Origin of the sequence: Leclercia sp. M-A074-M, assembly GCF_965195605.1 — a bacterium.
Lineage (GTDB): Bacteria > Pseudomonadota > Gammaproteobacteria > Enterobacterales > Enterobacteriaceae > Enterobacter.
Genome location: NZ_CBDAHM010000002.1, coordinates 188,103 through 206,820, shown reverse-complemented (window position 1 = coordinate 206,820; position 18,718 = coordinate 188,103). Strand labels below are relative to the sequence as shown.

Here is an 18,718-nt window from a genome sequence, read left to right as displayed (position 1 = left end):
AAGCAACGAACCGTAGGCCGGGTAAGGCAGCCGCCACCCGGCACAACACAATTAACGCATGCCAGCCATCCGCTTCTTACCGATAAACAGCCAGCCCAGTCCCAGGGCGATAAACCACAGCGGCGTGACCATCAGCGCCTGACGGGTATCCTCTTCCAGGGTCAGCAGTACCAGCACAAACACGAAGAAGGCCATGCAGACCCAGCACATCAGCTTGCCCCACGGCATTTTGTAGATGGATTTTTCATGCAGGTGCGGACGCTGTTTGCGGTACACCAGGTACGAGCAGAGGATGATGGTCCAGACGAACATGAACAGGATCGCCGAAACCGTGGTGATCATGGTGAAGGCGCCAATCACGCTTGGGTTCACGTAGAGCATCACCACGCCGCCCAGCAGGCAGATACAGGAGAAGGTCAGCCCTTTCGCCGGTACCGCACGTTTAGAGAGCTTGGCGAACGCACTCGGGGCCACCCCTTCCTGCGCCAGACCAAACAGCATACGGCTGGTGGAGAAGACGCCGCTGTTAGCCGAAGAGGCCGCGGAGGTCAGCACCACGAAGTTAATCAGGCTTGCCGCCGCCGGTAAACCGACCAGCACAAACAGCTCAACGAACGGGCTCTTGCTGGGTACCACGGAGCTCCACGGCGTCACCGACATAATCACGATCAGCGCGAAGACGTAGAACATGATGATACGCACGGGAATGGAGTTAATCGCCCGCGGCAGTGACTTCTCAGGATCTTTGGTTTCTGCGGCAGTGGTTCCCACCAGCTCAATCCCCACGAAAGCGAAGACCGCAATCTGGAAGCCGGCAAAGAATCCGCTCAGCCCTTTCGGGAACCAGCCCCCGTCATTCCAGAGATGAGTGAACGAGGCCTGCACGCCGCTCGGGGAGGTAAAGTGGGTCATGATCATCACCAGGCCGACCACAATCAGGCCGACAATGGCGACGATTTTGATCATCGCGAACCAGAATTCCATCTCACCGAACATTTTTACGGTGGCGAGGTTAAGGCTCAGCAGCAGAATGATGACCGCCAGCGAGGCCACCCAGTCCGACAGTCCCGGGAACCAGAACTGCGCGTAAGCCGTAATGGCGACGACGTCGGCCATCCCGGTCACCACCCAGCAGAACCAGTAGGTCCAGCCGGTGAAATAGCCCGCCCACGGCCCGAGAAGGTCGGAGGCAAAGTCGCTAAAGGATTTGTATTCGAGATTCGAGAGCAGCAGCTCGCCCATTGCCCGCATTACGAAAAAGAGCATAAAGCCGATGATCATATAGACAAAAATGATCGACGGCCCGGCAAGACTGATGGTTTTGCCTGACCCCATAAACAGCCCGGTACCGATAGCGCCGCCGATGGCGATAAGCTGAATATGACGGTTTGTGAGATTTCGCCGTAGCGATTGTTCAGACGGTGCCTCTTCGTCGGCAACGACTTTTACCTGATCTACCATGTGATGTTTTCCTGTTGTTACTGCCTGTGTTGTTTAGGCTCTTCTGGCCCTTTATTACGTCGAAAAGCGATGCCCCGGTTAAGGACACATCGATATTAGGTAAGAATCGGCGGGATGAATACTTTGATTTAAATATTATGTTAACAATATGTTGAAATTGAGTGACATATCACTTAAGCCACGCAAAACAGCTCACAAAAATACACTTACTGTGACCTTTTGCAAGATAATCTGTTGATTGGGGCGTAACTATAGGTTTTTTAACTAATTTCCCCTCCCCTGCCGGGGAGAGGAAGAGGAGAGGCCGCTTACAGGATTTCCAGCAGCTCAACTTCAAAGACCAGGGTGCTGAATGGCGGAATAGAGGCGCCAGCGCCACGCTCGCCGTAGGCCAGGTTCTGTGGGATAGTCAGCTCCCATTTAGAACCCACCGGCATCAGGGTCAGGGCTTCGATCCAGCCTGGGATCACGCCGTTTACCGGGAATTCTGCCGGTTCGCCGCGGGCAACAGAGCTGTCGAACACGGTGCCGTCAATCAGTTTACCGGTGTAGTGCACGCGAACGTGGTCGGTACGCGCCGGGATTGGACCTTCGCCCTGGGTGATAACGCGGAACTGCAGACCGGTTTCGGTGCTGTTCACGCCTTCACGCTCACGGTTCTCTTCAAGGAATTTCTCGCCTGCCGCAGCCATCTCTTCGAAACGGGCGCGACGCACAGCGTCTGCACGTTCGTGGATTTCACGCAGCGCGCGGTGAACCACATCTACCGGAACCGCTGGTTGTTTACCTTCCAGCGCATCGGCGATACCCGCCACCAGCGCTTCAGGTAACAGACCCTGCAGACCTGATTCGCTCAGCTGCTGTCCTACCTGCAAACCAATGCCGTAGCTTGCCTGCGCTTCGATTGTGTCAAAAGTCGGGGTGGTCATGGGATTTCCTTCCATCACATTTAAAGTAGCGGGCAGCATAACAGCCACCTTCCATCCGGTAAAACTTTGTCTTATGGAAAGATGACAAATTACGACGAAACGGAAACAATAGAGGCTATCTGGATTTTTCCCGAATGCGTGTCACGGAAGCTGGCTTTGTTACGCTCATCAGGCAGTTAGCAAACTATACTTTTCGGGACAGGAAAAAAGACGCGGAGCAGGAGGAGAGCCATGCCCGGGCCATTTGAACTAAAACCTACCCTGACGAAAATCTGGCATGCGCCAGATAACTTTCGCATCATGGACCCGCTGCCGCCGCTGCACCGCAGAGGCATTATTATCGGTGCGCTGATGGTCATTGTCGGTTTTCTGCTGCCAGGCGGCGCGGACGACAGCGCCACAGCGCCCGTGCGTCGTGATGCCGAACTGGATTTCCGTTCGCAGACGCAGCCGCAGCCAGATTCACAGCCGATGCAAACGCAGCTGGTGTCACCCTCTAACGATCCCGGCCAGGTCGCACCTGTTGAGCCGGAGCCGATTCAGGAAGAGCAGCCCCAGGAGCAGGCCGCCGCGCCGGTGCAATCCCAGCAATCCCCTCCCGGTATTGAACAGCAGTGGCGTTCCTACCGTGTAGAGTCGGGCAAAACGATGGCGCAGCTGTTCCGCGATCACAACCTGCCGCCGACCGACGTCTATGCCATGGCGCAGGTTGAGGGACCAGGCAAGCCGCTGAGTAACCTGCAAAACGGCCAGATGGTGCAGATTCGCCAGAATGCGAGCGGCGTGGTGACAGGGCTGACCATTGACAGCGGCAACGGCCAGCAGGTGCTGTTTACCCGTCAGTCTGACGGCAGCTTCATCCGCGCCAGATAGCGCTTCGCCCGGTGGCGTAACGCTTACCGGGCCTCTTTTCCACTGACTTTATTCACCCACCAGATCCCAGAGCAGACCAGCACCAGCGCCACGACATATTTGATCTCCAGGATATTTTCACCGAGGAAAATGGCCGAGAGGACGGTTCCGGCCACCGGCACTAAGAAGTTGAACGGGGCGATCATACTGACGCGGTTGTGTTTCAGCAGCAAACTCCACAGTGCAAACGCCACCGAGGAGAGCAGAGTCAGGTAGCCCAGGATGGCCGCCGCTTTGACGCTGGGAACGGCCAGCGTTCCGCCGGTGATATAGCCGCCTGCCACCAGCATCACACCACCTATCGCCAGCTGCCAGCCGGTCATCACCATCGGATCCACCGTCTGCGAGATGCGTTTGCCGTACAGCGTGGCGGCAGAGAGGATAAACGCCGCCAGCACCACAAAACCATCCCCGTTCCAGACGAAGTGGAAGTCCTGCAAGCCGCTGTTAAAGTTCACGATCATCACCCCGGCAAACCCGAGGATACAACCGAGGGCTTTGTTGTAGCTGATCCTGTCGTTCTGATAGATAAAGTGCGCCAGCATGACGCTGAAGAAGGTGGCGGTCGCGTTCATGATCGACCCTTTGGCGCCCGTTGTGTATGCCAGACCGATATAAAAGAACGTGTACTGGATCGTGGTCTGCGTCAGGCCCAGTATCGTCAGTTGCCCGAACTGGCGCGGGCTGAGCCGACCAATCGGCTTGCGCTGGGCCAAAGCGAGCAGCAGCAATAGCAGGCCAGCAAAAACAAAGCGATAACCCGCAAAGACCACTTTTGATGGAATGTCGTTGGTGGCGATATGAAAGAGTTCGTAGCCACTCTTGATCGCGGGATAGGAGCTACCCCATAGCAGACAGCACAGCGTAGCGCTGGCGAACACGATGTTTTTACGGGAGAAAAGCGGTGCAGGCAGAGCGGTATCCATGACAAATCCCAAAGATAAAATAGCGTTTCATTTTATTATCAGGGAATGCGCAAGGAATAGCCACCATACAAGTCACAAAGAAAGTAACAGGAGACGTTAAAAAGCAAAACGCCGGCACAAGGCCGGCGCTTCGACGTGGTGAAGAGTAATTACTTACTCAGCAACAACGTTAACAACCAGTTTCGCGAAGACTTCGCTGTGAACCTGGAAGTCCACTTCGTGCTCACCGGTGGTACGCAGAACGCCGTTCGGCAGACGAACTTCGCTCTTAGCAACGTCAACGCCAGCTGCAGTTACAGCGTCAGCGATGTCGCGAGTACCGATGGAACCGAACAGTTTACCTTCGTCGCCAGATTTAGACGCGATGGTAACGGTGCCCAGTGCGTTGATTTTCTCAGCGCGAGCGTTAGCAGCCGCCAGAACGTCAGCCAGTTTGGCTTCCAGTTCAGCACGACGTGCTTCGAAAAACTCTACGTTTTTCTTGGTAGCAGGAACAGCTTTACCCTGTGGAACCAGGAAGTTACGAGCGTAGCCCGCTTTAACGTTTACCTGATCACCCAGGCTGCCCAGGTTTGCTACTTTATCAAGCAGAATAACTTGCATTACCTTATCCTCTTAAAGTCGTATTAATGGACCGTGCCCGATTACTGATGACGATCAGTGTACGGCAGCAGAGACAGGTAGCGAGCGCGTTTGATAGCGCGAGCCAGCTGACGCTGGTATTTTGCACGAGTACCGGTGATACGGCTTGGGACAATCTTACCGCTTTCGGTGATGTAGTTTTTCAGCGTTGCGATATCTTTATAGTCGATCTCTTGAACGCCTTCCGCGGTGAAACGGCAGAACTTGCGACGACGGAAATAACGTGCCATTTGGCTAGTCTCCAGAATCTATCAAATCAATCTGCTCGGCATGCAGAACAAGTTTGCTCAGGCCGTTCTTTGCCTTGTGGCAAGAGATGAACCCCTGAACCGTTACTGCGCTACCGACCGTTATACTGTGAGTAATGGCCTGGTTTTCGTGACCGCTAATAATAACGGGCATTTGGCACCACGCCTGCCGGTTAAACCCGGCTTCCTCCTGCACTGAACGATGCTCAAGCACGAACTGGCAGTGAGGAATTCCTGATGGGCTGACCTTGCGAAGTGGGGTCCTGCACACGGTACCGGACAACACCAGACGGTTGGTCATCAGAAATTACTCTTCAGAATCCCCAGCATCAGAATCATCTGCGGTTTCGTTTGCGAAATCATCGCGACGCTCACGGCGCTCGTCTTTCGCTTTAACCATCGGAGATGCTTCGGTCACTGCGTTTTTGGTACGCATAACCATGCTGCGGATAACGGCATCGTTGAAGCGGAAGTTAGTTTCCAGCTCATCGATCGCTTCCTGCGGAGCTTCAACGTTCATCAGAACGTAGTGAGCTTTGTGCAGTTTGTTGATCGGATAAGCCAGCTGACGACGGCCCCAGTCTTCCAGACGGTGGATCGTGCCTTCTGCTGCAGTGATTGCACCAGTGTAGCGCTCGATCATACCCGGAACCTGTTCGCTCTGGTCAGGATGGACCATAAAAACGATTTCGTAATGACGCATCGAATTGCTCCTTACGGATTATTCAGCCTCCTGTCTGGGTCAGCCGAGGCCCGGGGAGGCAAGGAACGTGTTAAAGGTCGGCTGAAAAATTGACGCGTCATAATACTTGCGCGCCCCCCGAAACTCAAGCTGATTGCGCAAATAATTCGCACAAAGCGCAAAGCGGGTCTAAGTGGGTGATTTACCATTACTCACGGCCGATCGCGGCGATTTTTTGAACAACTGCATCAGAAATGGTCGCCATAGCCTGTAAGAATCGTGCTTACACTTTAATCAGACCCTGTCTCTGGACAAAAGACAGCCGTGAATATCGTCGCACCGTAGTGAGTCGTGGAGCGCATATCATGAAAAAAATCACCCTTGCCGTTCTGGCTGCGCTTTTGCTTTGTGCAAACGCGACAGCAGCCATTCAGGTTGATGGCCGACAGGCCAGAAATATGGATGATGTGCAAAGTCTGGGCGTCATTTATATCAACCATAACTTCGCCACGGAAAGTGAAGCGACTGAAGCCATTAATGCAGAAGCCGATGCGCGGGATGCCCGCTACTATCACGTCATGCTCACCCGTGAACCGGGCAGCAACGGCAATATGCACGTCAGCGCAGATATCTATCGGTAACGCTTTGACGCTAGCACCAGGAAAGCCAACAACGAAAAAATTGTCATAGTCTCATTAGCCCCCTGCCCGGGGGCTTTTTTTACTTTCATTTCTGCCCGTAATAAGCATTTTCACCATGCTTGCGCATAAAGTGTTTGTTCATCAGATAGCTGTCGACAGGCTTCAGGTGTGGATTAATTCCTCGCGCTATCCACGCCATTTTCGCCACCTCTTCCATTACCACGGCATTGTGTACGGCGTCGTGAGCATCACTTCCCCAGGCAAAAGGGCCATGCTGAAAGACCACAATCCCCGGCCTGTGCAGCGGTTCGCCGTCACCCAGCGTTTCAATGATCACCTTGCCGGTATTGAGTTCGTACTCGCCGAGCACCTCCTCTTCGGTGAGCGCGCGCGTGCAGGGGATATCGCCAAAGAAGTAGTCTGCATGGGTGGTGCCGAGCGCGGGGATCGCCAGCCCTGCCTGCGCCCAGGCGGTCGCATGGGTCGAGTGGGTATGCACTATCCCGCCAAGGGAGGGATAACGCCGATAGAGCGCCAGGTGGGTCGCGGTATCAGATGAGGGTCGCCATTGCCCCTCCACCACATTGCCGCTGAGATCCACCACCACCATGTCATCCACGCGCATGGTCTCGTAGGCCACTCCGCTGGGTTTGATCGCCACCAGCCCGCGCTGACGGTCAATCGCGCTGACATTTCCCCAGGTAAAGGTCACCAGACCGTAGCGCGGCAAATCCATGTTTGCCTCAAACACCTGCTGTTTAAGCTGCTGCATGATCTTCCTCCCCAAGCCCGGCTCGCGCCATACGTTCAAGTATCCAGTCGCGCGCCTGCGCCACGTCGCGCTCGGGATCGTCCGACGTTTCACTCCACATCTCGATCAGGTAAGGCCCACAATAGCCACTCTGTTTTAACGTCTGGAAACAGCGTTCAAAATCGACGACTCCGCTGCCAAACGGTACGTTTTTGAAGACGCCGGGGCGGGTATCCTTCACATGTACCGCCACGATATGCCCAATGCCGGCCTGTAGCTCCATCTGCACGTCGTTATCCCACGCAGAGAGATTGCCGATGTCGGGATAGAGCTGGAACCACGGATTATTCAGGTAATGGGCATAACCCAATGCCTTGCTGATGGAGTTCATCAACGGATAATCCATGATCTCCATCGCCAGGGTGACCTGCGCGCGGCTGGCCATTTCAACGCTCTCTTTCAGGCCATCACGGAAACGACGACGCGTCTCATCATTGGCTTCCTGATAGTAAACGTCATAACCGGCAAGCTGGATTACGCGGATCCCGACGTCCTGCGCAAAGCGAATCGCTTTACGCATGATCTCAAGGCCCTGCGCCCGCACCGCGTCATCTTCACTGCCGAGCGGGAAACGACGGTGGGCGCTCAGGCACATCGAGGGAACTCTTACGCCGGTTTCGGCGACAGCGTCCACCAGCGCCAGACGCTGCTCGCGGCTCCAGTCGAGACGGGAGAGGCGCGCATCCGTCTCATCCACCGATATTTCAACGAAATCGAATCCCAGCCGTTTCGCCAGCTGCAGCCGCTCAAGCCAGCACTCCCCGGTGGGGAGCGCCTTCTCATAGATGCCAAGCGGAACCTGTTTGCTTAACATAACCGCTCCTTATCCCCACAGCTGGGCGATGGAACGTTTAAACTGACGCGCCGCTTCCACCGGCGAGGCGGCATCGCGAATGCTGCGACCGGCGATAAAGACGTGGATTGGAATACCGGCAAACAGCGGCAAATCCTCCAGCGCCAGCCCGCCCGTCACCGTAACCTTAAAGCCCATATCCGCCAGACGCTTAACGGCGCTGATATCCGCCTCGCCCCACGCAACCCCCGCAGCCTGCGCATCGCGGCTGCGGTGATAGACCACCTGCTGAATACCTGCAGCGCGCCACGCTTCTGCCTGCTCCCAGGTCCAGAAGCCCGTGAGTTCGATCTGCACGTCACCGTTAAATTCCTTCGCGACCTCCAGCGCGCCTTTCGCGGTGTTGATATCTGCACAGCAGATGACCGTCACCCAGTCGGCATTGGCTTCGAAACACATCCGCGACAGGATTTTGCCCGCATCGGCAATTTTGGCGTCGGCCAGCACAATCTTATGCGGATAGAGGGCTTTCAGATCGCGGACGGCACGGACCCCCTCCCCTACGCACAGAATGGTGCCCACTTCGATAATGTCCACCTCTTCCGCAATCAGACGCGTGGTTTCGTAAGCGTGGGCCAGAGTCTGGTTATCCAGCGCAACCTGCAACATTGGTAATGACATGTTCAACTCCCTTTTAAGCTGCCGCCGCAGTGGCATTGTCGATTAAATCCAGCACGTCCTGCGCGGTACGGCAGGCGCGTAAACGGTCAAAATTGGCTTCATCTTCAAACAGGTTGACGATCTGCATAATGCCCACCTCCTGGTGAGTATTGGCATCAACGGCCGCCATGGTGATCAGGATGTCTACCGGATCGTTATCTTCGTGGTTAAACACCAGCGGCGTTTTCAGGGTGACCAGGGCGAAACCGGTTTTTTTGACCCCCTCTTCCGGGCGGCCATGCGGCATCGCCAGCCCTGGCGCAATCACAAAATAGGGCCCGAACTGCTCAACGCCATCAAGAATGGCCTGGTAATAGCGCGGCTCAACGACATCCGCCTTAACCAGCAGATCAACGCCCAGCTTTACCGCCTCCTGCCAGGTGCTGGCTTCGGCCTGGAGAAGGATGGAGTTATTCTCCGCCAGCGAATCACGTAGTTTCATATGCCTCTCCTTACTTCACATCTTGCGGAAAGTGCGCTTTGATCACTTCCAGCAATTTTGGGCCGAAGTCCGCAGGCGACAGCATGTTGCGCACCCCTACCACGTATTTATTGCCTGCGACGCTAATCTCACCGGCGATGTGGGTAGAAGCGATGATGATGTCCGCGCCGTTCAGTTCACTTTTGTATTCACCCACCGCGCAGCTGTTTACCGTGTGGTCAATGTTTGACTGGGTTAAAAACTGGTCCACTTTCATCTTCATGATCATGGAGCTCCCTTGCCCATTGCCACACACAGCCAGGATACGTACGGTCATAATCAAAACTCCTTAGTGAGCAGAAACTTCTGCTGTTTGTTTTTCCGCATCTTCTTCCGCCCGCAGCGTACGGCCGGCGAAGAACATATACGCCAGTGCAATCAGAATGATGACGCCCATAAAGGCAAGGCCGACAGAGGCGAAGCCCTGCATCATCGGCGGTGCCAGAATCGACCAGTCCGCCATGCCCATCCAGGCGCTCATACCGGTCAGTTTGACCGCCCACACGCAGCCGAAGATTTCAACCATGCCCATTACCAGGCAGATCTTGAGCGCCGCGCGCCAGCCGCCAAAGTGGTTAGCGAACACGCCGATAGTGGCGTTGGAGAAGAACATCGGGATAAAGCCAGGAATGATCAGGATGGAGGAGCCGCAGCCCACCAGGATGCCCACCGCAATCAGCTGGCCGATGGTGCCCCACATAAAGCCCCAGACGACGGCGTTCGGCGCGAAGCTATAGATCGCCGCGCAGTCAATTGCCAGTACGGCGCCAGGGATCAGGCGTTGAGAAATACCGTTGAAGGCCTCAGACAGTTCGGCCACGAACATGCGCACGCCCTGGGTGATGATGAAAATCGCTACCGCGAAGGAGAAGCCGGTTTGCAGGATATAGATAGACCAGTGCGTTTTACCGGCCATCGCCTGCACCGTATCAATACCGAATGAGAGCAGGATCGCACCGAAGAAAATGGTCATCACGATGGCAGTAGAGACGATATTGTCGTGGAAGATATTCAGCCAGCCGGGCAGCTTCAGATCTTCAACACTCTCCTCTTTTTTCCCCAGATAGGGGGCGACTTTATAGGCAATCCATGAGGCAAACTGCTGTTGGTGGCCGATAGAGAAACCGCAGCCGTCGGTCACTTCCTGCGTCGGCTTGTACATCATATTGGAGGTGATGCCCCAATAGAGCGAGACCAGGATCGCCGTGCAGATAATGGTGGTCCACATCGGGTAGCCGAAGATATAGAGGGAAACCGCAATCAATCCAGCCTGCTGGAACATGATGTGGCCGGTGAGCATGATGGTGCGGATGCCGGTAATCCGACGCAGCAGAACGTAAATGATGTTCAGCGCCAGTGCGAGCAGGACGGCGTACCCTACCCAGCTATAGGCATCTCCCATACGTTCGATAGTGGCCATCATTGAGGCGTAGGTGTCTGATATGGCGCCGTTGATGCCATAGACTTCCGACATTTTGGCAACAACGGGTTTAAAGGTGCTGGTTAAAATGCCTGAACCCGCCTGAAGCAGCATAAAACCGATGATGGTTTTAATGGTGCCTTTGATTATCACGCTCACGCTTTTACGCAGCAGGATATAACCCAGGCACGTCACGATACCCAACAGCAACGGGGCGTTGGTCATGACCTGATTAAAAAAGACGGTAAAGACGCTGTAGAGGATCTCCATAACACTCTCCGGTAAAGGCAATACGATGCCTGGTGTTCGTACAACAGGCCCCCACTCTAGTAATCACAAATAATCACGACAAGATTGAATTTGATTATTTGTGACGTATCACGCAAATTATTTCCACCCTAAGTGCAATGTCTTTATCTGCATCTGCAAAACACCAATAAAAATCATTTATTTCAATAAGTTATATAATAAAAAGCATAAAAATCACGTATATTATTTTTAATCAGAGCAGCTTTATATTGGCGTAACGCTCGCAGAACACCATTGCAATGCTGATTCATTGGTGACAATATCAATCAAAACATGTCATCAAATGATTACTTGTGATAGAGAGGGAGTCTGACTATGAGTAAAGTGAACACTATTACCCGCGAATCATGGATCCTCAGCACCTTCCCGGAATGGGGAAGCTGGCTGAATGAGGAGATCGAGCAGGAGCAGGTCGCGCCGGGCACATTTGCAATGTGGTGGCTGGGTTGTACCGGCATCTGGCTGAAATCTCAGGGCGGGGCTAATGTTTGCGTCGATTTCTGGTGCGGCACCGGCAAACAGAGCCACGGCAACCCACTGATGAAAAAAGGCCATCAGATGCAGCGTATGGCGGGCGTCGAGAAGCTGCAGCCAAACCTGCGTACCACACCATTTGTCCTTGATCCCTTTGCGATTCGTCAGATAGATGCCGTCCTCTCGACCCACGATCACAACGATCACATCGACGTTAACGTCGCGGCGGCAGTCATGCAGAACTGTGCAGATGACGTGCCTTTCATTGGACCGCAGACCTGCGTCGATTTGTGGATCGGTTGGGGCGTGCCAAAAGAGCGCTGCATCGTGGTGAAACCGGGCGATGTGGTGAAAATCAAAGACATTGAAATTCATGCCCTCGACGCGTTTGACCGTACAGCGCTGATTACTCTGCCAGCCGATCAGAAGGCCGCGGGTGTGTTACCGGACGGCATGGACCTACGTGCGGTAAACTACCTGTTCAAAACCCCGGGCGGTACGCTGTACCACAGCGGTGACTCACACTACTCCAACTACTATGCCAAACACGGTAACGAGCACCATATCGACGTGGCGCTGGGCTCCTATGGCGAAAACCCGCGCGGCATCACCGATAAGATGACCAGCGCTGACATTCTGCGCATGGCTGAAGCGTTGAATACCCGGATGGTGATCCCGTTCCACCATGATATCTGGTCAAACTTCCAGGCCGATCCGCAGGAGATCCGCGTGCTGTGGGAGATGAAAAAAGATCGTCTGAAATATGGCTTTAAGCCCTTTATCTGGCAGGTGGGCGGCAAGTTTACCTGGCCGCTGGATAAAGATAATTTCGAATATCACTACCCGCGCGGCTTTGACGACTGCTTTACCATTGAGCCGGATCTGCCGTTCAAATCTTTCCTGTAATTGTCCCCTCATCGCCAGGCGCTGTGCCTGGCGATTCCAACTTTTGCTTAGTAATTTCAGGCTATTTCAAATATCATCTTTTAAAATCAATTTATTTCGGAATAGCTCATGACAGAAGCACAACGTCATCAAATCTTACTGGAACTCCTGGCGCAAACGGGGTTTGTTACCGTTGAGCAGGTGATTGCCCGGCTGGGCGTTTCTCCCGCCACGGCACGCCGGGATATCAACAAACTTGATGAGAGCGGCAAGCTGAAAAAGGTGCGTAACGGCGCGGAAGGGATCAGCCAGCAGCGCCCACGCTGGTCGCCGATGAATATCCATCAGGCGCAGAACCACGACGAGAAAGTGCGTATTGCCAGAGCCGCCTCCCAGCTGGTTAATCCTGGCGAAAGCGTGGTGATCAACTGCGGTTCCACCGCCTTTCTGTTGGGTCGTGAGATGTGCGGCAAACCGGTGCAGATCATCACCAACTACCTGCCGCTGGCCAACTACCTGATCGACCAGGAGCACGAAAGCGTGGTGATCATGGGCGGGCAGTACAACAAGAGCCAGTCCATCACCCTAAGCCCGCAGGACAGCGAGAACACGCTCTATGCCGGCCACTGGATGTTTACCAGCGGCAAGGGGCTCACCGCCGAAGGGCTGTATAAAACCGACATGCTGACGGCGATGGCGGAGCAGAAGATGCTGAACGTGGTCGGCAAGCTGGTGGTCCTGGTCGACAGCAGCAAGGTTGGGGAACGTGCGGGCATGCTCTTCAGCCGTGCCGAGCAGATAGACATGGTGATCACGGGTAAAAACGCTAATCCACAGATCCTCCAGAAACTGGAAGATCAGGGTGTGAAGATCCTGCGCGTTTAAAGGTGCTGGCGGAAAAACGCGACCGTGGCGTCGAGCGCACCCGGCGTAATACGGTGTTTGACTCCCGCCTCCCACAGACAGGTCAGATTTTTATCCAGCCCTTCCTGCTGCAACGCCTGTTGCAGGCGGAACGTCTCCCCGGCGGGCACCACATCATCCTCCTCACCGTGCCACAGCAGCAGCGGGCGGTCAGCCAGACGCGGTAGCGCGGTCGTTACCTCCCAGTCAGCAAGCGGTGCGACCATCGACGCGAATGACCCGGGTTGCTGCGGCGGAAACAGCGTGCGGGCCAGCGAGGTAAAGTAGCCCGAGCCCATCAGGCTTGCCACACATTTGACCTCCGGATAGCGCGCCATAATGCCCAGCGCGGTCATTCCCCCCATTGAAGCCCCGGCCACCGCGAGCCGTTCATCGGCCACCAGCCCGGCCTGATATAGCGCATCCCGCAGCGGGGCAAACTCGGTGAGGTTGCCATGCAGGATCGGCCAGAACTGTCCCAGGCGGGCTTGCTCATCACCGCTAAAACGGGCCCCGTGATCGGGGGCATCCGGCATTACCACCCGAAAACCTGCCTGCGCCAGCGCCACCGCAAAATAGCTGTAGACCAGTTTTGATGAGGTAAAACCATGATAAAAAATAACAACCGGAAGCGGTTTAGCCCCTTTTCCTGCCGGAACAGCATGTACAATCTCATGGTCGCCAAGCTGCCGTACTTCAAGTTCAATCATTATTGGGCCTCATACTTATGGGTGAATCATAATGTTGAGAACTGGCTTACGCTTTCACACAATTTTCATTCGAAATTTACGCTATAGCTAACAATTTGGGAACATTCCCCCAATGTCAAATCAACAGAGATCTACACTATGGCTATCAGGAAACGAGACAGGTTTATGCGAAAGTTTGCTGCTTTAACGCTGATGGTGTTGTTGGGCGGATGTAGCGTATTGCAAGGTACGCCGCAGCCTGCGCCACCGGTCGCCGATCACCCCCAGGAGATACGTCGTAATCAAACGGAAGGATTACAGCGAATGGGTACCGTGACCGCACTCGAGCGAGGCTCTCCCGATGATGCGGCAGAGGCCATTAAAGCAAAAGCTGTCGCCGCGAAAGCAGATTATTACGTCATTGTCCTTATCGATGAAACCATCGTGACGGGACAATGGTATTCGCAAGCCATTTTATACCGTAAATAACGCGCGGTATTTAAACGACATTTACACTGCTTTGCGTCCATAGACGTTTTCCTGTCCACAATAAACTCCAGCCAGTGACAATGGAATGAGTTTATTAGCGAAGGATTGCCCGGCGGATACCGGGGACACGTAAAATGGAGCTGACGATGAAACGATCTCTTGCTTTGACCACACTGCTACTCTCAGCCGGTCTGGTGAGTACGGCAGCACAGTCAGCTGAATTTGCCAGCGCTGATTGTGTGACGGGTTTAAACGAAATTGGATTGATCTCTGTGAGTGATATCTCAGGGAGCCCGCAGGACGTAGAGCGCATGATCGCGCTGAAGGCCGATGAGCAGGGTGCCTCATGGTATCGCATCATAAAAATGCAGGAAGAGAGCCATGCCGATCGCTGGCGGGCGCAGGCCATACTTTATGTCTGAAAATCGTCAATAAAAGCCACTAAAAAAGAGTGGCTTTTTAATCTTTACAATTCTATTATCCTTGCCATAACTCCTCCGAGATAACTTTGTAACATTTTGTTACATAAAGCCAATAAATGTTATCCCCGCTCTGCCGTTGAAAAGCGATACCTTTTTAACAATGAGCAATTTATGATCAACTTTTTCCGCCGTGCAGGTCTGGGCACAAAGCTATCGCTGCTTACCGGCTTGAGTGTTGCCACTCTCTTTTTACTTTTCACCTTTCTCCTGAGCTACAACGCCAGTCAAAAACTTGAATCGCTGGCCGTAGAAGACCTGCATAACCAGTCTACCGGCGTGGTGGATATGGTGCAGATGTTCAATACCAGCCTCACCGAAGAGGTAGAAAGTTACACCCGCCTGTTCACCACCTTTTTACCGCAGCCGCTGAGTATTGATGCCAGCCAGACCCGCGTCATCAACGACCAGAGCGTCCCCCTGCTGAAAGGCGGCGATACGGAACTGCATGAGAACAACACCACCCCCGATGATTTTCTGAATCGCACCGGCGCGATCTCTACGCTCTTTGTCCGTAGCGGCGACGATTTTGTCCGCGTGGCGACCTCGCTGCGTAAAGAGAACGGCGACCGGGCCATCGGTACGGTACTCGACCATGCCAGCCCGGCATGGGAAGTGGTCAACAAAGGCGAGGTATATCGCGGCCTCGCCCTGCTGTTCGGTAAGCGCTATATCACCCAGTACCAGCCGGTAAAAGATGCGGGCGGGCAGGTGATCGCCATTATCTTCGTTGGGGTCGACATTACCCACTCCTGGAACGTCATGCGCGAGAAGATCCTTAGCCGCCGTCTGGGCGAGAGCGGTCACTTCTTTGTACTGAACCGCAGTAACGGCAAGAACCACGGCCAGTACCTGTTCCATAGCGCAGAGGAGGGAGAGCTGCCGAAGTGGGATAACGCCGTTCAGCAACAGCTGCTGGGGGATCAATCCGGCACTCTGGAACGCCAGAGCGCTGATGGCCGCACGTTGATCATGGCCTGGACACCGCTACCGGGCTGGAACTGGACGATTGTGGGCGAGGTGGATAAAACCGTACTGCTGGCTGATGTGACCAACATGCGCGACCGCTTCCTGCTGGCGGGCGTGGCGCTTTCCGCGCTCTTTGCCATGCTGTTCGTGTTTATTATCCGCCGCTGGCTCACGCGCCCGCTGCGCGATGTGATTGGCCTGGCCGAACAGTATGCCGCAGGCGATCTGCGCGCCACCCTGCCCGCCACCCGTCAGGATGAGGTAGGTCAGTTGATCGGCGCCATCAACGGCATTGGCGGCGGGCTGCAAAAAATCGTGCTCCAGGTGCGGGAAGCTGCGGGCGATATTCATCTGGGGACCAACGCCCTGGCGGCGGATACCGGCGAGATCTCCGAGCAGATCAATAAGCAGGCCAGCAGCGTGGAGGAGACATCCGCCAGTATGGAGCAGCTGGCGGCCACCGTGCAGCAGAACGCCGCCAATATGGAGCAGACCCAGCATCTGGTCGGCGAAACCTCCCGGGCGGTGCACCAGGGCGGGAAGACCGTCAGCAATGCTGTCTCCACCATGGATGATATTCGCGAGGCATCGAAACGTATCGAAGCCATTACCCGGGTGATTGAGGGGATCGCCTTCCAGACCAATATTCTGGCGCTCAACGCCGCCGTCGAAGCCGCCCGGGCGGGCGAGCACGGTAAAGGCTTCGCCGTGGTAGCCCAGGAGGTCCGCGCCCTCGCAGCGCGCAGCGCCAACGCGGTGAAGGAGATTGAGCAGCTGATTGGCGATACGCTCAGCAAGGTGAGCGAAGGCCACGCCCTGTCGGAGCAGACCCGCCAGGCGATGGAGAGCATCATCGCGCACATCGATAACATCAAGGCGCTGGTAACCGAGATTAACCATGCCTCCCACGAGCAGTCGGCGGGTATCGGTCAGGTGAATCTGGCGATGACCCATATCGGCGAAGCGTCGCATATCAACGCCGACCGCGTCTCACGCAGCGAACAGACGGCGCAAACCCTGCGGGAGAAGGGTTCACACCTGACCGAGCTGGTCAGCCTGTTCCGCCTGTAAGGATCAGGCCACGCCGCCCGTGGCGCGCAGCAGCAGGTCGTCCTGGACCTGCTCGCTGAGCAACGATCGGCCACGGGCGTCGAGCATTTCACGGCACCAGGCCTGCGCCAGTGGCGGAGAAGCGTGGCGCAGCATCTGCGCCCCTGCGCCCAGCAGGTAAATCTGCCGGGCGATCTCTCTGCCCTGCGCCTCCTGCGGTTTACGCAGTTTTTGCTGAAGCTGCCGCCAGCTGCGATCGAAATGACGATCCTGACCTTTAACCTCGGCAAAATCTGCCAAGAGCAGATCGATCACGCCAGGCTGCTTCGCCAGCACCCGCAGCACGTCCAGCCCCATGATATTGCCCGAGCCTTCCCAGATGCTGTTAACCGGCATCTCACGGTACAGGCGCGGCAGCTCGCTCTCTTCGCAATAGCCAATGCCGCCAAGAACCTCCATCGCTTCGGCGACGAAGGGTATCCCCGCTTTGCAGATCGCCAGTTTCGCGGCCGGAGTAAACAGCCTCGCCCACAGGGCTTCGTGTTCATTGTCCCGGCGATCCCAGGCCCGCGCGAGGCGGAACAAGAGCGCCGTCTGCCCCTCCAGCTGGAGCGCCATGCGGCTTAACACATCGCGCATCAGCGGCTGGTCGATCAGGTTTTTGCCAAAAGTCTGCCGCTGGTGGGCATGGTACAACGCCACCGAGAAGGCCCGGCGCATCAGGCCGTGGCTGCCGAGCGCGCAGTCGAAACGGGTGAGGCCGCCCATCTTCAGGATCTGGCGCACCCCTTCCCCCTCTTCGCCCAGCAGCCAGCCGGTGGCATCGAGGAACTCGGCTTCGCTGCTGGCGTTCGAGCGGTTACCCAGCTTCTCTTTCAGGCGCTCCAGATGCACGGCATTGCGCAGACCGTCGGGCAGAAAACGGGGGACGAAGAAGCACGACAGGCCGCCTTTGGCCTGCGCCAGCACCAGGTGGGCATCGCTTTGCGGCACCGAGAAAAACCACTTATGCCCCACCAGCCGATAACTCCCGTCGCCGCAGCGTTCTGCCCGGGTGGTGTTGCTGAGAACATCCGATCCGCCCTGCTTTTCCGTCATTCCCATCCCGATAAGCAGGCCGCGCTTCTGGTTACCCGGCGCCAGATGCGAGTCATACCGGTCGCTCAGTAACGGCGCCAGCCAGTCGTGAAACGCGCGCGGTAGCGCCTGCTGCAAAAGCGGCGTAGCGGCGTGGGTCATGGTGATGGGGCAAAGCGTGCCGGCCTCAACCTGCGCATGGAGGATAAAACGTGCCGCCCGGGCCACGAAGGCCCCTTTTCGCGCCTCCTCCTCCCACGCCAGGTTATGTACCCGGTTGGCACAAAGCCCCTGCATCAGCAGGTGCCAGGCGGGATGGAAGCGCACATCATCCAGCCGGGTTCCGCTGGCATCATAGCGCAGCAGTTCAGGGGGATTGGCGTTGGCCAGGCGGCCAAGCTCCAGGGATTCTGCCGTACCCAGCTGTTGACCGATGCTGGCGAGCAGCCCGGCGTCCCAGTCGGCACCTTCACGATTGACCGCTTCACACAGCGCGCGATCGGAAAGAAACAGGTTGCTGTTGGTGAGTGGCGCAGGCTGATTAAAAACAGTGTGCGTCTGCCAGTGCATAACGTATCCCTCCTTCTATGGCAATGGAATAAGTATGGACAAACCGGGCAGGCGCTGCACAGCAGCGGGCGCACAATATCGCCACGCTCAAGCGTGAATCTGGTCACACAATGAACGAATAATAAATTTCTTATCGTTTGTTATGGTGAATAATTTAT

At 55.6% G+C, this 18,718-nt stretch carries 22 protein-coding genes; 7 read left to right on the top strand and 15 right to left on the bottom strand.

The genetic code is table 11. From position 1 onward, the window contains the following. Positions 1-51 precede the first annotated feature (51 nt). Positions 52-1,461 carry a D-serine/D-alanine/glycine transporter gene (cycA, locus tag ACOKCT_RS04670; RefSeq protein ID WP_103177992.1) on the bottom strand — a complete coding sequence of 470 codons (1,410 nt, stop codon included), beginning with the start codon at positions 1,459-1,461 and terminating at the stop codon, positions 52-54. 308 nt (positions 1,462-1,769) lie between these two features. After that, positions 1,770-2,390: an FKBP-type peptidyl-prolyl cis-trans isomerase gene (fklB, locus tag ACOKCT_RS04665; protein WP_168191996.1), complete on the bottom strand. Its 621-nt coding sequence runs from the start codon at positions 2,388-2,390 to the stop codon at positions 1,770-1,772. A 231-nt stretch (positions 2,391-2,621) separates the two neighbouring features. On the opposite strand from fklB, the gene ACOKCT_RS04660 reads away from it, so the two are divergent. Further along, a complete protein-coding gene (locus ACOKCT_RS04660; RefSeq protein ID WP_114316074.1) occupies positions 2,622-3,263 on the top strand; it encodes an OapA family protein in 642 nt (213 codons plus the stop codon). Positions 3,264-3,286: 23 nt separating this feature from the next. Here the strand turns inward: ACOKCT_RS04660 and ACOKCT_RS04655 are convergent, their stop codons facing one another. From ACOKCT_RS04655 to rpsF, 5 genes are all read right to left on the bottom strand, one after another. Beyond that, positions 3,287-4,228, bottom strand: a complete 942-nt coding sequence (locus ACOKCT_RS04655; protein ID WP_159340444.1) for a DMT family transporter — start codon at positions 4,226-4,228, stop codon at positions 3,287-3,289. Positions 4,229-4,381: 153 nt separating this feature from the next. Further along, a complete protein-coding gene (gene rplI / locus ACOKCT_RS04650) occupies positions 4,382-4,831 on the bottom strand; it encodes a 50S ribosomal protein L9 (RefSeq protein ID WP_103177988.1) in 450 nt (149 codons plus the stop codon). Positions 4,832-4,872: 41 nt separating this feature from the next. Beyond that, positions 4,873-5,100 (bottom strand): 30S ribosomal protein S18, encoded by a 228-nt coding sequence (gene rpsR / locus ACOKCT_RS04645; RefSeq protein WP_000135199.1) that lies wholly within the window; start codon positions 5,098-5,100, stop codon positions 4,873-4,875. A gap of 4 nt (positions 5,101-5,104) precedes the next feature. Next, positions 5,105-5,419: a primosomal replication protein N gene (priB, locus tag ACOKCT_RS04640; protein ID WP_103177987.1), complete on the bottom strand. Its 315-nt coding sequence runs from the start codon at positions 5,417-5,419 to the stop codon at positions 5,105-5,107. A gap of 6 nt (positions 5,420-5,425) precedes the next feature. Beyond that, positions 5,426-5,821, bottom strand: a complete 396-nt coding sequence (rpsF, locus tag ACOKCT_RS04635) for a 30S ribosomal protein S6 (RefSeq protein ID WP_103177986.1) — start codon at positions 5,819-5,821, stop codon at positions 5,426-5,428. 344 nt (positions 5,822-6,165) lie between these two features. On the opposite strand from rpsF, the gene yjfY reads away from it, so the two are divergent. After that, positions 6,166-6,441: a DUF1471 family protein YjfY gene (gene yjfY, locus ACOKCT_RS04630; RefSeq protein WP_103177985.1), complete on the top strand. Its 276-nt coding sequence runs from the start codon at positions 6,166-6,168 to the stop codon at positions 6,439-6,441. Between the two features lie 85 nt (positions 6,442-6,526). Here yjfY and ACOKCT_RS04625 read toward each other — a convergent pair whose 3' ends face one another. The 6 genes from ACOKCT_RS04625 to ulaA are packed head-to-tail and all read right to left on the bottom strand — an operon-like array spanning position 6,527 to position 10,936. Next, positions 6,527-7,213 (bottom strand): L-ribulose-5-phosphate 4-epimerase, encoded by a 687-nt coding sequence (locus tag ACOKCT_RS04625; protein WP_103177984.1) that lies wholly within the window; start codon positions 7,211-7,213, stop codon positions 6,527-6,529. After that, positions 7,200-8,066: an L-ribulose-5-phosphate 3-epimerase gene (locus tag ACOKCT_RS04620; RefSeq protein ID WP_159340443.1), complete on the bottom strand. Its 867-nt coding sequence runs from the start codon at positions 8,064-8,066 to the stop codon at positions 7,200-7,202. Before ACOKCT_RS04620 ends, ACOKCT_RS04625 begins: the two co-directional genes overlap by 14 nt. Positions 8,067-8,075: 9 nt before the next feature. Further along, on the bottom strand, positions 8,076-8,726 hold the full coding sequence (locus ACOKCT_RS04615) for a 3-keto-L-gulonate-6-phosphate decarboxylase UlaD (RefSeq protein ID WP_103177982.1): 651 nt from the start codon (positions 8,724-8,726) through the stop codon (positions 8,076-8,078). Positions 8,727-8,739: 13 nt separating this feature from the next. Then, the gene (gene ulaC / locus ACOKCT_RS04610) at positions 8,740-9,207 is read right to left on the bottom strand and encodes a PTS ascorbate transporter subunit IIA (RefSeq protein WP_159340442.1); all 468 of its coding nucleotides are present in this window, start codon (positions 9,205-9,207) and stop codon (positions 8,740-8,742) included. A 10-nt stretch (positions 9,208-9,217) separates the two neighbouring features. After that, positions 9,218-9,523, bottom strand: coding sequence for a PTS ascorbate transporter subunit IIB (ulaB, locus tag ACOKCT_RS04605; protein ID WP_103177980.1), 306 nt, complete (start codon positions 9,521-9,523; stop codon positions 9,218-9,220). A 12-nt stretch (positions 9,524-9,535) separates the two neighbouring features. Beyond that, on the bottom strand, positions 9,536-10,936 hold the full coding sequence (ulaA, locus tag ACOKCT_RS04600) for a PTS ascorbate transporter subunit IIC (protein ID WP_103177979.1): 1,401 nt from the start codon (positions 10,934-10,936) through the stop codon (positions 9,536-9,538). A 354-nt stretch (positions 10,937-11,290) separates the two neighbouring features. Between ulaA and ulaG the strand changes: the two genes are divergently transcribed. Both ulaG and ulaR read left to right on the top strand, forming a co-directional pair. After that, positions 11,291-12,355: an L-ascorbate 6-phosphate lactonase gene (ulaG, locus tag ACOKCT_RS04595; protein WP_420193195.1), complete on the top strand. Its 1,065-nt coding sequence runs from the start codon at positions 11,291-11,293 to the stop codon at positions 12,353-12,355. 108 nt (positions 12,356-12,463) lie between these two features. Next, a complete protein-coding gene (gene ulaR, locus ACOKCT_RS04590; protein WP_103177977.1) occupies positions 12,464-13,219 on the top strand; it encodes an HTH-type transcriptional regulator UlaR in 756 nt (251 codons plus the stop codon). Here the strand turns inward: ulaR and yjfP are convergent. Further along, complete coding sequence (gene yjfP / locus ACOKCT_RS04585) at positions 13,216-13,947, bottom strand: esterase (protein WP_103177976.1); 732 nt, start codon at positions 13,945-13,947, stop codon at positions 13,216-13,218. The genes ulaR and yjfP overlap by 4 nt on opposite strands. A gap of 138 nt (positions 13,948-14,085) precedes the next feature. On the opposite strand from yjfP, the gene bsmA reads away from it, so the two are divergent. The 3 genes from bsmA to ACOKCT_RS04570 all read left to right on the top strand — a co-directional run bounded on the left by bsmA (position 14,086) and on the right by ACOKCT_RS04570 (position 16,934). Continuing rightward, on the top strand, positions 14,086-14,415 hold the full coding sequence (gene bsmA / locus ACOKCT_RS04580; RefSeq protein WP_159340440.1) for a biofilm peroxide resistance protein BsmA: 330 nt from the start codon (positions 14,086-14,088) through the stop codon (positions 14,413-14,415). A gap of 134 nt (positions 14,416-14,549) precedes the next feature. Further along, positions 14,550-14,837 carry a DUF1471 family protease activator YjfN gene (gene yjfN / locus ACOKCT_RS04575; protein ID WP_103177975.1) on the top strand — a complete coding sequence of 96 codons (288 nt, stop codon included), beginning with the start codon at positions 14,550-14,552 and terminating at the stop codon, positions 14,835-14,837. 171 nt (positions 14,838-15,008) lie between these two features. Then, a complete protein-coding gene (locus ACOKCT_RS04570; protein WP_159340439.1) occupies positions 15,009-16,934 on the top strand; it encodes a methyl-accepting chemotaxis protein in 1,926 nt (641 codons plus the stop codon). Positions 16,935-16,937: 3 nt separating this feature from the next. Here the strand turns inward: ACOKCT_RS04570 and ACOKCT_RS04565 are convergent, their stop codons facing one another. Next, positions 16,938-18,560: an isovaleryl-CoA dehydrogenase gene (locus ACOKCT_RS04565; RefSeq protein ID WP_159340438.1), complete on the bottom strand. Its 1,623-nt coding sequence runs from the start codon at positions 18,558-18,560 to the stop codon at positions 16,938-16,940. Between the last annotated feature and the right edge of the window lie 158 nt (positions 18,561-18,718).

Excerpts from the sequence above, each read along its gene's own strand:
- ulaA (WP_103177979.1), bottom strand. The coding sequence starts at position 10,936 with ATGGAGATCCTCTACAGCGTCTTTACCGTCTTTTTTAATCAGGTCATG.
- ulaB (WP_103177980.1), bottom strand. The coding sequence starts at position 9,523 with ATGACCGTACGTATCCTGGCTGTGTGTGGCAATGGGCAAGGGAGCTCC.
- ACOKCT_RS04565 (WP_159340438.1), bottom strand. The coding sequence starts at position 18,560 with ATGCACTGGCAGACGCACACTGTTTTTAATCAGCCTGCGCCACTCACC.
- yjfY (WP_103177985.1), top strand. The coding sequence starts at position 6,166 with ATGAAAAAAATCACCCTTGCCGTTCTGGCTGCGCTTTTGCTTTGTGCA.
- ACOKCT_RS04615 (WP_103177982.1), bottom strand. The coding sequence starts at position 8,726 with ATGTCATTACCAATGTTGCAGGTTGCGCTGGATAACCAGACTCTGGCC.
- rplI (WP_103177988.1), bottom strand. The coding sequence starts at position 4,831 with ATGCAAGTTATTCTGCTTGATAAAGTAGCAAACCTGGGCAGCCTGGGT.
- ACOKCT_RS04570 (WP_159340439.1), top strand. The coding sequence starts at position 15,009 with ATGATCAACTTTTTCCGCCGTGCAGGTCTGGGCACAAAGCTATCGCTG.
- rpsR (WP_000135199.1), bottom strand. The coding sequence starts at position 5,100 with ATGGCACGTTATTTCCGTCGTCGCAAGTTCTGCCGTTTCACCGCGGAA.
- ulaC (WP_159340442.1), bottom strand. The coding sequence starts at position 9,207 with ATGAAACTACGTGATTCGCTGGCGGAGAATAACTCCATCCTTCTCCAG.
- cycA (WP_103177992.1), bottom strand. The coding sequence starts at position 1,461 with ATGGTAGATCAGGTAAAAGTCGTTGCCGACGAAGAGGCACCGTCTGAA.
- rpsF (WP_103177986.1), bottom strand. The coding sequence starts at position 5,821 with ATGCGTCATTACGAAATCGTTTTTATGGTCCATCCTGACCAGAGCGAA.
- bsmA (WP_159340440.1), top strand. The coding sequence starts at position 14,086 with ATGGCTATCAGGAAACGAGACAGGTTTATGCGAAAGTTTGCTGCTTTA.
- ACOKCT_RS04655 (WP_159340444.1), bottom strand. The coding sequence starts at position 4,228 with ATGGATACCGCTCTGCCTGCACCGCTTTTCTCCCGTAAAAACATCGTG.
- ACOKCT_RS04660 (WP_114316074.1), top strand. The coding sequence starts at position 2,622 with ATGCCCGGGCCATTTGAACTAAAACCTACCCTGACGAAAATCTGGCAT.
- fklB (WP_168191996.1), bottom strand. The coding sequence starts at position 2,390 with ATGACCACCCCGACTTTTGACACAATCGAAGCGCAGGCAAGCTACGGC.
- ACOKCT_RS04620 (WP_159340443.1), bottom strand. The coding sequence starts at position 8,066 with ATGTTAAGCAAACAGGTTCCGCTTGGCATCTATGAGAAGGCGCTCCCC.
- ACOKCT_RS04625 (WP_103177984.1), bottom strand. The coding sequence starts at position 7,213 with ATGCAGCAGCTTAAACAGCAGGTGTTTGAGGCAAACATGGATTTGCCG.
- yjfP (WP_103177976.1), bottom strand. The coding sequence starts at position 13,947 with ATGATTGAACTTGAAGTACGGCAGCTTGGCGACCATGAGATTGTACAT.
- ulaR (WP_103177977.1), top strand. The coding sequence starts at position 12,464 with ATGACAGAAGCACAACGTCATCAAATCTTACTGGAACTCCTGGCGCAA.
- priB (WP_103177987.1), bottom strand. The coding sequence starts at position 5,419 with ATGACCAACCGTCTGGTGTTGTCCGGTACCGTGTGCAGGACCCCACTT.
- ulaG (WP_420193195.1), top strand. The coding sequence starts at position 11,291 with ATGAGTAAAGTGAACACTATTACCCGCGAATCATGGATCCTCAGCACC.
- yjfN (WP_103177975.1), top strand. The coding sequence starts at position 14,550 with ATGGAGCTGACGATGAAACGATCTCTTGCTTTGACCACACTGCTACTC.